This window comes from Polynucleobacter sp. TSB-Sco08W16 (assembly GCF_018687455.1).
Classification (GTDB): Bacteria; Pseudomonadota; Gammaproteobacteria; order Burkholderiales; family Burkholderiaceae; genus Polynucleobacter.
The window spans coordinates 1078296-1091376 of sequence record NZ_CP061291.1; the positions used below are offsets into that span (position 1 = coordinate 1078296).

Annotated in this window: 16 protein-coding genes; 5 read left to right on the forward strand and 11 right to left on the reverse strand. The window is 44.2% G+C overall.

Annotation, left to right across the window (positions count from 1 at the left end; translation table 11 throughout):
* Positions 1-43 precede the first annotated feature (43 nt).
* From FD961_RS05355 to FD961_RS05365, 3 genes are read right to left on the reverse strand one after another with little or no spacing between them, the layout of a single operon-like run.
* Positions 44-1129 carry a c-type cytochrome gene (locus FD961_RS05355; RefSeq protein WP_215392980.1) on the reverse strand — a complete coding sequence of 362 codons (1086 nt, stop codon included), beginning with the start codon at positions 1127-1129 and terminating at the stop codon, positions 44-46.
* Positions 1113-2468 (reverse strand): sulfite dehydrogenase, encoded by a 1356-nt coding sequence (gene soxC / locus FD961_RS05360; RefSeq protein WP_215392981.1) that lies wholly within the window; start codon positions 2466-2468, stop codon positions 1113-1115. The genes FD961_RS05355 and soxC overlap by 17 nt, the downstream gene beginning before the upstream one ends.
* A gap of 39 nt (positions 2469-2507) precedes the next feature.
* Positions 2508-3368 carry an MBL fold metallo-hydrolase gene (locus tag FD961_RS05365; RefSeq protein WP_215392982.1) on the reverse strand — a complete coding sequence of 287 codons (861 nt, stop codon included), beginning with the start codon at positions 3366-3368 and terminating at the stop codon, positions 2508-2510.
* Positions 3369-3513: 145 nt separating this feature from the next.
* Here FD961_RS05365 and FD961_RS05370 point away from each other — a divergent pair, with 145 nt between their 5' ends.
* Genes FD961_RS05370 through FD961_RS05380 form a run of 3 tightly spaced genes read left to right on the forward strand, consistent with a single transcriptional unit; the run spans position 3514 to position 5890 of the window.
* Positions 3514-4755 (forward strand): FAD/NAD(P)-binding oxidoreductase, encoded by a 1242-nt coding sequence (locus FD961_RS05370; RefSeq protein WP_215392983.1) that lies wholly within the window; start codon positions 3514-3516, stop codon positions 4753-4755.
* A 3-nt stretch (positions 4756-4758) separates the two neighbouring features.
* On the forward strand, positions 4759-5568 hold the full coding sequence (locus FD961_RS05375) for a sulfite exporter TauE/SafE family protein (protein ID WP_215392984.1): 810 nt from the start codon (positions 4759-4761) through the stop codon (positions 5566-5568).
* Between the two features lie 13 nt (positions 5569-5581).
* A complete protein-coding gene (locus FD961_RS05380; protein WP_215392985.1) occupies positions 5582-5890 on the forward strand; it encodes a high-potential iron-sulfur protein in 309 nt (102 codons plus the stop codon).
* 55 nt (positions 5891-5945) lie between these two features.
* On the opposite strand, the gene FD961_RS05385 is transcribed toward FD961_RS05380, so the two are convergent.
* Positions 5946-6662 carry a Crp/Fnr family transcriptional regulator gene (locus FD961_RS05385; RefSeq protein ID WP_215392986.1) on the reverse strand — a complete coding sequence of 239 codons (717 nt, stop codon included), beginning with the start codon at positions 6660-6662 and terminating at the stop codon, positions 5946-5948.
* 65 nt (positions 6663-6727) lie between these two features.
* On the opposite strand from FD961_RS05385, the gene modB reads away from it, so the two are divergent.
* On the forward strand, positions 6728-7384 hold the full coding sequence (gene modB, locus FD961_RS05390; RefSeq protein ID WP_251371222.1) for a molybdate ABC transporter permease subunit: 657 nt from the start codon (positions 6728-6730) through the stop codon (positions 7382-7384).
* On the forward strand, positions 7384-8496 hold the full coding sequence (locus FD961_RS05395; protein WP_215392987.1) for an ABC transporter ATP-binding protein: 1113 nt from the start codon (positions 7384-7386) through the stop codon (positions 8494-8496). The genes modB and FD961_RS05395 overlap by 1 nt, the downstream gene beginning before the upstream one ends.
* Positions 8497-8568: 72 nt before the next feature.
* Here FD961_RS05395 and FD961_RS05400 read toward each other — a convergent pair whose 3' ends face one another.
* From FD961_RS05400 to FD961_RS05430, 7 genes are all read right to left on the reverse strand, one after another.
* The gene (locus FD961_RS05400) at positions 8569-8781 is read right to left on the reverse strand and encodes a DUF2892 domain-containing protein (protein ID WP_215392988.1); all 213 of its coding nucleotides are present in this window, start codon (positions 8779-8781) and stop codon (positions 8569-8571) included.
* 315 nt (positions 8782-9096) lie between these two features.
* Positions 9097-9336 (reverse strand): DUF2789 family protein, encoded by a 240-nt coding sequence (locus FD961_RS05405; protein WP_215392989.1) that lies wholly within the window; start codon positions 9334-9336, stop codon positions 9097-9099.
* A 322-nt stretch (positions 9337-9658) separates the two neighbouring features.
* Positions 9659-10180 carry a hypothetical protein gene (locus FD961_RS05410; RefSeq protein WP_215392990.1) on the reverse strand — a complete coding sequence of 174 codons (522 nt, stop codon included), beginning with the start codon at positions 10178-10180 and terminating at the stop codon, positions 9659-9661.
* 17 nt (positions 10181-10197) lie between these two features.
* Positions 10198-10689 (reverse strand): peptidoglycan-associated lipoprotein Pal, encoded by a 492-nt coding sequence (gene pal, locus FD961_RS05415; RefSeq protein ID WP_083393493.1) that lies wholly within the window; start codon positions 10687-10689, stop codon positions 10198-10200.
* Positions 10690-10778: 89 nt separating this feature from the next.
* Positions 10779-11126 carry a hypothetical protein gene (locus FD961_RS05420; RefSeq protein ID WP_215392991.1) on the reverse strand — a complete coding sequence of 116 codons (348 nt, stop codon included), beginning with the start codon at positions 11124-11126 and terminating at the stop codon, positions 10779-10781.
* A 45-nt stretch (positions 11127-11171) separates the two neighbouring features.
* Positions 11172-11795 carry a bifunctional 2-polyprenyl-6-hydroxyphenol methylase/3-demethylubiquinol 3-O-methyltransferase UbiG gene (locus FD961_RS05425; RefSeq protein ID WP_215392992.1) on the reverse strand — a complete coding sequence of 208 codons (624 nt, stop codon included), beginning with the start codon at positions 11793-11795 and terminating at the stop codon, positions 11172-11174.
* A 22-nt stretch (positions 11796-11817) separates the two neighbouring features.
* Complete coding sequence (locus FD961_RS05430) at positions 11818-13026, reverse strand: O-succinylhomoserine sulfhydrylase (RefSeq protein WP_215392993.1); 1209 nt, start codon at positions 13024-13026, stop codon at positions 11818-11820.
* Positions 13027-13081 lie beyond the last annotated feature (55 nt).

Consider the following 13081-nt stretch of genomic DNA (forward strand, 5'->3'; position numbering starts at 1 on the left):
ATTATCTACTTTCTGATAACTCATTAACTTTAAATTGAGAGACCTATTTACCTCCGGAAAGCACCCAAGTAACCAATGTCTTACGGTCCTCATCCGACAACTGAGTTTGTGCAGGCATTGGTATAGCCCCCCAAACACCAGACCCCCCGTTTTTCACCTTAGTCATTAGCTTATCCAAGGCGCCACTTTGCCCTTGGTATTTAGCTGCAATATCGGTAATGGATGGTCCAACAAGCTTCGCATTTTGTGCGTGACATGCTGAGCAGTTTTCATTCTTAAACAGAGCCTCCGGCCCTTTAGAATTTGCAGCATGCGTCTCAGATGCATGGGCTAAGCCTTCACCAGAAGCACCGGGCAGCTTAGTCAGGGGCGGTTTTGTGGAGTCAGATCCTCGGAATGGGCCATATTGACGATTTTGTTCAGCAATATTCCCGTGAGCATTACGGGCATAGTCCGGCAACTCAGAGCCAATTTGCACAAATTGGACGCAATTATTCATACAAGCGGTTGCATGCACATCTGGGGCGCCCTTTGCACTCCACATTCCATGCTTTAAAGTCATGCCGTTTCGATTTGGCATACGTTTTTGTACTTCCGCAATATTGGTATTGCTCAGAACAAAATCATCAGGCACGACCTCAGCCATACTGAGTAAATAAGCTACCAGCGCAAATGTATCGTCCGGTGTGAGCGAACGAGGAGCATTCCATGGCATTGCTCGGTAAATGTAATCCCACAATGAAGATACCGTAGCCACCTTCATAATAGTAGTTCTTTGAGGCTGCTTTCTATCCGATAAGGAGGCCACTCTTCCAGTTTTAATATCGTCAGCTGTTGTGCCGCCGATGATCGGAGTAAAGATCTCATTAGACTCACCAAATGTTCCATGACAAACTGAACATTTTGCTTCCCATATTTGCTGACCTTTTTCTACCGAACCAGAGCCTTTAGGCAAACCTTTAAAGTCTGGCCGAACATCGATATCCCAAGCTGCAACCTCTGCAGGTGTTGCATCTCTTCCAATGCCAGGAAAGCGTGCGCTTGAATTTTGCGCGCACACAGAACCAACCACTAAAAACGTTGCGCCTACTAACAAGGCAGAGTTTGCAAATTTAGCCAACTTGAACATTGCTAACCTCCCCGTTTGCGCCCACTTTCCATGATTGGATAGCATTATTGTGATAAATGGATCGAGTGCCACGAACATCTCTGAGCATCTTAATAGGCGGCTGAACATATCCCGTGTCATCGATAGCACGCGACTGCAAAATAGCTGGCGAGCCGTCCCACACCCAATCCATATTGAATCGAGTAAGTGCTTTGCTTAAAACAGGAGTTTCAAGACGAGCAGTTTTCCAATTATTGCCCCCATCAAATGAGACATCAACTCGCTTAATCTTCCCTCTTCCTGACCAAGCTAATCCGCTAACGTTATAAAAACCTTTGTCGAGTAATTGCTGACCGCCAGATGGAGTTGTAATAACTGATTTGCATTCCTGAATTGATGTGTACTGACGCGCCATACCATCTGGCATCAAATCGTTATAGTGCACAGCCTCATCCTTTGTTGCATATGGCATGTCACCGACCTCTAGGCGACGGAGCCATTTAACCCAGCTAACGCCCTGTACTCCTGGAACAACCAAACGTAATGGGAAGCCATTTTCGGGGCGCAACATCTCACCGTTCATGCCCCAAGCAACGATCGCTTCATTTAAGACATCTTCTAGATTAATCGTGCGAGTCATGCCTGAACCGTCGCCACCCTCTGCCAAGAGATATTTACCTTTTTTGAGGTCGGCGCCACACTCCTCCAAAAGGACCGCTAAAGGCACACCGGTAAATTCGCAGCAAGATAGCATGCCATGGGTGTATTGCACGGTTGGGACTGCAACGTTACCCCACTCCAAACCTGTGTTAGCACCGCACTCAATAAAGTGAATGCGCGACACCGATGGCAAGCGCATTAAATCATTCATAGTGAAAACGCGGTTGTGTTTAACTAAACCATTCACCATTAAGCGATGCTTTTCAGGATCAATGTTGTACCAGCCCTGATGCTGTCTTTCAAAATGTAGCCCATTAGGTGTAATGATTCCGAATAAGCCCTGCAATGGCGTGAACGCAACAGATGCCGCCGATACCCTTGTGAGACCAGGAGATTCGCGGCGAATTAAATTTGCCTCATAGATCGATGGCGTTCCATAGGGCATCGTAGCGACATTTTTTCCGAGTGTTGTTTGCCATACTTGCTTCTCTAAAATGGCAGGGTCTCCCTCACCAGCAGCCAATACATTTAGAGATGAACCCAAACCAACTGCCCCACCAATTGCAGCCATAAAGCCTGAGCGCATAAAGCCACGCCGGGTATCATCCATACCATTTTGATTAAGGTCAGCAATGAGATCATGAGAAACAAAGTTCTCAGGCGCTTGCTTAATTTGACCTCTACGTTTTTGATCTGCCATTACAACGACACTCCTTCAATTGAATTCTTGCTTAAATTCTTAAACTGCATTCACCGGGATCTTCAGATATGCAATTCCGTTTTCTTCTTTTGGCGGAAACTCACCAGCGCGAATATTGACCTGAATCGCAGGAAGAATCAGAACGGGCATTTCTAAGGTGGCATCACGTTTTGTGCGCATTTCGATGAATTGCTCTTCAGTAATTCCATCGTGCATATGAATGTTGGATTTTTTCTGTTCCGCAACGGTAGTTTCAAATTGAACGGGACGATTATTGGGAGGATAGTCGTGGCACATGAATAAACGAGTTTGCGACGGAAAACTCAAAATTTTCTTCATCGATTGGTAGAGGACATGGGCATCACCGCCAGGGAAATCACAGCGTGCTGTTCCGACGTCTGGCATAAACATTGTGTCACCCACAAAAATTGCATCGCCGACTTGATATGCCATACAGGCTGGGGTGTGGCCGGGCACAAAGATCGCCTTGAAACTCAAATTGCCAAAATGAACCTCCTCGCCATCTTTGAGAAGATGATCAAATTGAGATCCATCTGTTGGAAATGCGTTTTCTAAGTTGAAAATACTCTTGAAAACGCCCTGCACTAATGAAATGTGGTCGCCAATGGCAACTTTGCCACCTAAATTAGTTTTTAGATAAGGCGCCGCAGTAACGTGATCTGCATGAGCATGAGTTTCTAGAATCCACTCGGTTTTTAGATCATTCTGTTTTACAAACTCAACGACCTGATCCGCCATCTTGGTATGGGTTCGCCCTGACTTGGGGTCATAGCTCAATACAGAATCGATGATGATGCATTTAGAACCCGCTTTCTCGTAAACAACGTAAGTAACCGTCCAAGTATCTGGATCAAAAAAGCCTTTTACGACTGGGTTCATCTCTCATTCACCTAAGTAATTTTTCTAGGTGCAATTATTTAATAATGCTGGTAAAAATACACTTATTACTAACCCTTATATGTGTATTACTTTTAGTTATATAGAAAAGTCAGCTATATAACCATTGAATAGAAAGAGAGAAAAGATGAGTCATCAGCCACAGAATGCAGTCTTTGATGTCCTGATCGCTGGAGGCGGAGCGGCAGGATTAGGGCTTGCTGCAAGCTTGAAAAATCGTGATCAAGCGCTAAAAATCGGCGTCATAGAGCCATCTGAAGTTCACTACTATCAGCCGTCCTGGACCTTGGTCGGTGGGGGCGCATTTAATGTCAAAGATAGCAAGAGAAATACTAAAGACGTTATACCCAAAGGCGTCACCTGGATTAAGGACAAAATCACTGGCTTTAATCCAGATGCTAATGAAGTAAATGTTGCACGTGGCGAGCCCGTCAAATACAAATATCTCGCTGTAGCAACTGGATTGAAAACAAATTGGGATGCTATCCCTGGCTTGATAGACACTATTGGAAAAAATGGTGTGACATCAAACTACAGTTATGACTACTCTCCCTATACATGGGAGCTAGTCAAGAACATGAAATCTGGCAAAGCAATCTTTACTCAACCACCAATGCCAATTAAATGTCCGGGTGCACCACAAAAAGCAATGTATCTATCTTGCTATGAGTGGGAACAACAAGGCAATCTCAAAAATATAGAAGTTGAACTCAATAATGCTGGTGCAGCTTTATTTGGTGTAGTAGATTTTGTACCGCCGCTGATGGAGTACGTTAAAAAATATAACGCCACATTGAATTTCAATTGCAATCTCATCTCAGTTGATGGGCCAAACAAGAAGGCAACATTTGCGGTAAAAGATGCTGAGGGAAATTCCACACAAGTAGAAAAATCATTCGATATGCTTCATGTAGTTCCGCCACAGGGGCCACAAGACTGCGTCAAGGGAAGCCCAATAGCCGACTCATCAGGTTGGGTTGAGGTTGATCAATTTACACTACAACACACTCGCTATCCGAATGTATTTGGCCTAGGTGATTGCTGCTCATCACCTAATTCAAAAACAGCTGCCGCTGCTCGAAAACAAGTTGTTGTAGTTGCCGAAAACTTATTAGCCCACAAAAATCAACTAGCAATGCCTCTCAAATATGACGGTTATGGCTCCTGCCCCCTCACTGTTGAGAGAGGAAAAATTGTGCTTGCGGAATTCGGCTTTGGAGGCAAACTTTTGCCTACCTTCCCATGGTTAATAAATCCTTTAAAGGCGACCAAGCTTGCGTGGATCTTGAAAAAAGATGTGCTTCCTTGGCTCTACTGGAATGCCATGCTCAAGGGTAGAGAATGGTTAGCAAGACCATTTGAAAACTAAGTGATGGAGCATTTTTTTCTCGCACCAGCCTTAGGCATTTTTATTGGTGTCTTGATGGGGTTAACCGGCGCAGGCGGTGGAATACTTTCTGTTCCATTGCTGGTATTTGCTTTTCATATGCCAATTTCTGAAGCAGGGCCAATTGCTCTCAGTGCGATTGCCCTGTCAGCGGGCGTCGGAGCCCTGATTGGCTTAAAAGAAAAGGTATTGCGCTATAAAGCAGCAATGTTTATGGCCGTATTTGGCCTGATTCTTTCCCCTCTTGGATTATGGGTTGCGCAACGTGCGCCCAATACGCCAATGCTATTGATGTTTAGCGCGGTGCTGATTTATGTTTCTACAAGAATGTTTATACAAGCAATGCAAATGATTGCTGGAACTACACCTTTTTTGAGAAAACCGCCTCCATGTCAATTAGACATGTCAATCGGTAAATTAATCTGGACTGTCCCCTGCGCTAGATCCCTTATGTTTGCTGGCGCATGCGCAGGATTCTTATCTGGATTGTTAGGAGTCGGGGGAGGCTTCATTATCGTTCCTTCGCTTAAAAAATTTACCGATCTACCGATGAAGGCGATAGTTGCAACATCATTAGGCGTTCTTGCCATAGTCTCAGCTGGAGGCGCATTTGTATCTTTAGCTACGGGCATATTAGATTTGTCGATTGCACTCCCCTTTGCTATCGGCTCACTTGTAGGTTTGTTAATTGGCAAAGTTCTTGAAAAAAAGATTAGCGGCCCAAGAATTCAGCAAATTTTTTCTATCTTTACATTTTTAGTTGCACTCAGTCTTATTTATAAATGCTTTACTTAATCCGGAGAAATATATGAAACCAACCCGTCGTCAATTTATGATTTTGTCTGCTGCTGGCGCCTGCACCTTAGCCTTGAACGGTAAAGTACAAGCTCAAGCAATAGTTGCTGAAACTGATCCACAAGCTGCTGGATTGGGATATAAGTCTGATGCCACCAAGGTAGATAAAGCAAAGTATGCCAAGTACGCTGCTGGTCAACAGTGCAGTAACTGCGCATTATTCCAGGGCAAATCTGATGCTGCCGCTGGTGGTTGCCCATTGTTTGCTGGCAAGCAAGTATCCGCTAAAGGTTGGTGCTCTGCTTATGCTAAAAAAGCGTAATTTAGCTCGTTTTAAATGCTAAGGCTGCTTCGGCAGCCTTTCTTTTTAGAGGCAACTAAAGGCCACGTTCCGAAAAAGTACGCAGCGCATCAATGCTCGGAATTTGGACAGAAAGCTTGCTAACATTTGAGATAAGGCCTTGCTCGGACATGGATGCCAGTGCCCTGCTAATCGTTTCAAATTTAACATCCATCATAAGTCCCATATCTTCACGCCTAAATAAGGGAGCAACAGCAAAGGACCCAGACTCTCTAGCAAGCTTCAATAGGAAGCGAGCTAGCCGGACCTCAATTCTTCCAGTATTTATTTCAGAGAACCATGACTCAGATTGAGATAAGGCCTCCCCCCATTTCTTAACTATTTGTCGATGAAGTCTTGGAGACTCTTCACCCAATGAAGAGATGATGGATTTGGGGATTTGGCATAAATGCACATTCGTAAGGGCAACTGCAGAATGCTCGTAACGCTCACCCAATAGAGCCTCCATTCCGAACAAGTTTCCAGGTAGCACCACCCGAATTATTCGACTTGATCCATCTGAATTAACGTGAAGTAATTTAATGTATCCCTCACGTAAGGTATATAAGGATTGGGCTGAGTCTCCTTGAGCATATATATTTGCATGAGCTTCAAAGCTCAAATCATCTATTGGGCTATGAATCTTAGAAAAGTCTTCCTCATTGAGCTCGGCAAATAAAGCAGAACTCCTAATAGAGCATGCTTCGCAATTACTATTGCCATTCCAGGCTTTTTTGATTTCTATAGTTTTCATGCGCTTCTAATTAGGCGGGACTCTAAGGATATATTGGCATCTAATAATAGCAATACAATGCAATTGTGATTGATATCGATGCCCTTTTTCTATCTCTAAAGCTAGCACTATGGACCCTAGTCCTCATTATTCCATTTGGGATGTGGGTAGCCCACACACTTCAAAGGATGCGCAAAGGCAGATCTTGGATTGAGGGCTTGCTTGCACTTCCCCTGGTTCTACCCCCAACCGTCTTGGGTTACTACCTTCTAATAGGCTTCGGTGGAAAGAGCTTCTTTGGAATTCCACTAGCATTCTCTTTTACCGGAATACTAATAGCCTCCCTCATTGTTAACTTGCCTTTTGCCATTCAGCCAATACAAAGAGCGTTTGAGTCAATTCAGCCTGAAATCCTAGAGTCAGCACAAGTCAGTGGGCTGTCTAATTGGCAAATCTTTCGCCTCATTGAATTGCCGTTGGCGTGGCGCGGCATCACTAGTGCAGCTGTTCTCACCTTTGCACATACCCTTGGTGAATTCGGTGTGATTCTCATGGTTGGGGGTGCCATCCCGGGAGAAACTAAAACGGTATCGATAGCAATCTATGACAAGGTGCAAAGTTTTGATACTGCTGGTGCTGGTCTACTGTCCTTAATATTGCTTGGAACATCGCTAGTAGCTATTGCCCTTTCTTATGGTGTCTTTGGGCGCCATCCTTCACCCCCCAAGAGATGGGAGGGCTAATGCTTAAGGTCAAGATTTCTCAGATGATCCCCAATCCCTTGCAGCTCAATATTGGGTGCGCTCCAGGAGAGTTGCACGCTTTAGTCGGCCCCTCAGGTAGCGGCAAGACAACCGCCTTGCGTACGATTGCCGGCTTAAACAATGCTCATACTGGCAAAATTGAATGCGATGGACAGTTATGGTTTGAAGCAAACGAGATTGGTGGAGTTAGCGCATCACTGAGCCCTGCCGAGCGCTCCTGTGGATTTTTATTTCAGCAATACGCGCTATTTCCACACTTAACTGCACTTGAGAATGTCTGCATTCCTTTGTATAACTCTCTACTAGAAGTTTCTGAGCGTAAGAAGCTAGCTCAACAGTGGTTGGAGCGCATGGGTATCGGCGAACTCGCCAATCGAATGCCCAACCAACTCTCTGGTGGTCAACAGCAACGGGTTGCTTTAGCAAGAGCATTGGCACGCTCCCCGAAAATACTATTGCTTGATGAACCCTTCTCGGCGATTGATGCGCCAACACGTCAAAGTCTTTACAAAACACTGGCGGAGTTACGGAAAGATTTAAATATTCCGATTCTGCTAGTCACGCATGATCTGCGTGAAGCGGATTTATTGGCCGACAAAATTACTGTGATCGATCAAGGCGTTGGTCTACAAACTGCACCGCCACAAGTCTTATTTGAGCGTCCTCGTAACTCCCGCGTCGCAGAGCTCGTTGGCATTAACAATAAGTTTGAAGGCATATTTACGGCAGGCAAGCTTACCTGGAATGGTTCTCAGCAGATTTTTAATGTTGTCGATAAAGGTAAAATCCCACCAAACACTCCTGTAGCCTGGGTGATTACTGCAGAGGGATTGAGTCTGCATGCCGATAAGAGCGCACTCTCGGTAGAGGTCATAGTTGAACAAATGAGCGCCCTAGGGCAAATTGCCGTTATTCAGTTGCGCACCCTTGAGGGTCGACATCCTGTGGTTTGGGAAGCATCCGCTGCTGAAGTAAAGCGCTTGTCATTACAGGTAGGTGAGATTGCCCACCTAGAAATTGATAGCGGCAAAATTCACATTATGCCGCTTAGACCAATCAATGACCCACGAAGATTCAGAGAAGCAAGTTAATAGCTTTAAATTAGTATTTAAGAAGGTGGCCTAGGCTTTTTCTTCATTTGTACCTCCCTATTGACGAGAAACTTATTTGCAGCATCCGCCACCGCTACAACCAGTACTGCAGGAATTAATTCCCAGAATGGGATACAAAGGGCAGAATCTAAATAGTCCTGTAGCCAATGGAATGATTCCAATCCAGCCCCATAATCCAATAATATTGCTCGCCGCCAATCCTATTAGGACCAAGCCGACTGCAATACGTAATACACGATCAATCCCGCCGACATTGCATTTCATTTGCATTACCCCCGTATAAAAGATCCTCAAATAAGCCATTACCTCAGGATCATTATTAGGCTAAATAACTAAAATGCATTTGATTTAGATCATACGAACATCTACATTTCATGGGCCCTCAAAGAATGAGGCAAAAAAAAGTCCCAGGAAAACACCTAAATCACTACTTTGAAATAAAGAAACAACTATTTCATCAAGGGAGGCTCTCTATTCCATACCCCTTATTTTTTCCATCAGAGCCGTTTTAACTAAAAATCGTTCCGGCGAACCCACCTATTCAGAACCCAGTCCAGTGGTTCGAAAATAAAATGATGGTTAGATTGGTTTTCTAATAAGCTTATTGGCCAATTGATCAACAAGCTCAGACCATTCTGAATCCTCTTCTTTGGCCTCAATTAGAAATGCCTTTTGTTCTGGAGCCCAATAGATGGCATCCGATAAAACAGACCCAGGTTTTAGTTGATGTCTTTCTATAAATCGCTCAATGTGAATTTTTTGAGACGAGAGTCCTAACTGTTCAAATAACTCTTCTATAGTTCTGTTATCTCTAGTCATTAAATTCTCCTTTACCAATATTTAAAGGGTCTCTCAGCATCAACATCCCCACCCAAAGCCCTCATCTTCATTTGGCAATGTGGGCAAGTAAGTCCGTCCCATTCTGACAAGTGGCTGCTTGAGTGGCACGAAGTGCAAATTGGCGGCATACTGATTTCAGTATTGATACTGCCTGAGTAGGCTACCGTATATGTATCGATAGTCGCACAAGATTTACAGACCATGGCCACTCTAGACGAATGTAGTCCAAGCTCTCTACCGATGCCGCTAATGCATTCAAACTTGCAAGAGCGGCATTGAAATTTATACCTAGCCATGGCTTTTAGCTCTTTTTAGACTGAAGGGCTAAACGTCTCATGTGAGCATCTTGGATGAGTAGCTGCCTTTCTTGATTGGCTACCCCTATTGAGATCTTTTTAGCAATGAGGTCTGCATAGACGGCGTCAATTTTCTTGAAAAATTCGTTATAAAGGGATGTCATTTCAGGCGTTAACCCCTCTAGCGCAATAGGACGACATGCATTAGCTTCAGACAAATAATTCGCTAATGCCTTGGCCTGCTGATCTGTCAACTTATCAGTCGAACTAAAGAGTGCTTTTGCGTAGGGATTATTTCTAGTAACAGATATGATCTGACTATCAACCAATAAAGCATCTGCACTTTGGTTGCTTTTAATAATACAGTCGTTTAGTCGCTTTGCTACATCCGCAGAATGCACTGGGACTCCTTTTGAAATTAGCGCAGATCCATTGACAACTTGTACGGAGTTTAGGGGGGCATTATTTGCGGCACAACCACCCAAGAGGGTAATAAACAATAGGCTTAATTTAAATATATTTTTCATAGTTTTAACCGATTCATTTATTGATAGACAAAATCAGCGCGGCGATTTTCTTTAAAAGCCGCTTCGGTTTGCGCTGAATTGACTGGCTTTTCTTTCCCAAAGCTGACTGCCTCAATTTGAAGCTCACTCACCCCTTGGGCTAACAATGCCTTCTTAACAGCCTCTGAGCGTTTCTGACCTAAAGCCAAGTTGTACTCGGCCGTCCCGCGATCATCGGTATTGCCTTGAATAATCATCGATATTTTTTGCTTGGGCGAAGACTTTAAATATGAAGCGTGAGCAGAGATAGTAGAAACGTACTTCGGATCAACGGTATAGCTATCAAACTCAAAATAAATTGAACGCTTGCCATACACGCTAGACTTAGGATCGCTAATCGGATCATAAGAGGAAGAGCTATTAGCGTTGACAGTGGCTACATTATTAGCATCATCTAATTTAACGCTACTGCATGCTGAAACAAATAGAATAAGAATTGCCAATGGCAATGCCTTTAGAAACTGATACATGGTATGACTCCCTATATATGACTGCGATTGCAGCCAATAAGCAAAAAAGAGGACGCTATCAAGACGTCTCTTACCTAATAAAATTAGGCTTAAGCTTTGGGAGGTTTAAATGCTGAATCCGGGAAGTTTTGAGTAAACAAAACTTGACTTGTTACTAGAAATTTAAACTCTGATATTGATGGTAAATGAACAGTAATACCAATATCGTTGATATTCGCAGTGACATGACTCATTAAAAATAGGGTATGAGACTGCTGCTCCCCATCTGCAGGCTCATTACTTTGATGACCTTGATCGGAGACATGACTAGCAAATGAACTGTGATGCATTTGGATGCGCTCAATAGCAGCATCAATAAAGATGCTGCCAGCCGCTACTTTAAAAGATATCAAGAAGAGGCAAATAAGAATCGTGAGGGATCTTTTGCGAGATTGCATAAACAACATTCTATACCCAAATATTAGGCTAAATGTAGGTATGCTTTAAGGCTGCTTTTGAGCCACCAAGCCCAATAAAGCAGACATTCCAGTATGTCTTGGGCCTTCGGATAATTCTTTCTCATAAGAGCAAAGCTCTAGGATCTGCAAGTCTTTCACTAGATCAGATATGAGCTCTTCTGTATAGAGATGCTCAATAAGAGATGGGCCACCCGTCTTGTATTCGATTTGCTTAGGTGTGTATCCCTGCAGAATAAAGATCCCACCGGGTTTAAGCGTCTCGTAAACTTTTTGAAAAATGCGTTCACGCATTGGTGCATCGGCAAACTGGATAAAGATAGCTGCGACTGCATCATAGGTATTCGCATGCCAAGCAAAGCTGTCTGTGTCTGAGAATGAATACTCAACTTTGACCTGATTCTCTCTGGCAAACTGATTTGCCTTGGATAAGGCAATATCAGACGCATCAAAACCAATGACTTGCATTCCCTGCTTCGCTAACCAAACACCATTGCGCCCTTCGCCGTCGGCGATACAAAGAACTTTATTGTTTGGCTTGAGATATTGATGGGTTTTCTCAACCAAATATTCATTGGGCTCTTTTCCAAAAATGAACTCTTCTTTATTGAAGCGTTCATTCCAGAATTGAGTAGCGTCCGCGAAACCCATGGGCTTATCCTGGTGGACTTGATTATTTTTTGAGTCCGCCAACCAGGTCGCTCTTCAAATCGATGATATTTTCAAGACCAACTGCAATACGCACTAGGCCGTCAGTGATTCCGGCAGCTTGGCGAGCTTCAGGTGTTACACGACAATGCGTTGTGGTTGCGGGATGGGTAATCGTTGTGCGCGTATCACCCAAGTTTGCGGTAATAGAACAAAGTTTGGTTTGATTGATGAGTTTGAATGCAGCTCTCTTTCCACCCTTTAGGGTGAAAGACAGGATGGCACCCCCCGCCTTTTGCTGACGCATTGCCAAAGCGTGTTGTGGGTGTGATTTGAGGCCAGGATGATACACACGCTCCACGCCCGGCTGCTTCTCAAGCCATTGCGCCAAGGCAAGCGCATTAGCACTCTGCTGCTTCATGCGCAGCTCTAAAGTCTCTAGGCCTTTTAGAAATACCCAGGCATTAAATGCTGAGAGTGTTGGTCCTGCAGTGCGCACGTATGGGAACACTTTACCCATGACAAAATCATTGCTACCCACAATTGCACCGCCAACTACTCTGCCCTGACCATCCAAATACTTCGTTGCCGAATGAATGACTACATCAGCACCCAGTGCTAATGGCTTTTGTAAGGCTGGGGTGCAGAAGCAGTTATCCACAGCAAATAATGCACCTGCTTTTTTGGCAATCTTCGAAATTGCTTTGATATCTGCAATCTCGGTCAAGGGGTTGGATGGCGTTTCCAAATAAAAGAGTTTGGTGTTCGGCTGGACAGCAGCCTGCCATGACTTAGTATCAGCCAAATCCACATAGGTCGTAGTTATTCCAAACCGACCCAAGATATTAGTAAACAATTGAATCGTTGCACCAAATACCGAGCGCGAGCAAACGACATGATCGCCCGCTTGTAAATGGGCCATCGCCATTGTCATAATGGCTGACATTCCAGAGGCAGTAGCAATACAAGCTTCGCCACCCTCAAGTGCAGCCAAGCGATCTTGAAACATGCTGACCGTTGGATTGGTAAAGCGTGAATAGATGAAACCTTGATCTGCATGGGCAAAGCCATCGGCAGCCAATTCAGCACTATCAAAGCAAAAGCTAGACGTGAGAAACATTGCCTCTGAATGTTCTTGATATTCAGCGGTACGACGAGTACCAGCGCGAACCGCTAAGGTCTCAAGCGCTAGTTTAGAGAAATCAGGCTTTTTACGTGTGGTTTTACTCTTCATACTGCTATTTTGACACCGAATTGTGGAATTGCCTCGAGTGAGGCAATTTCCTGTC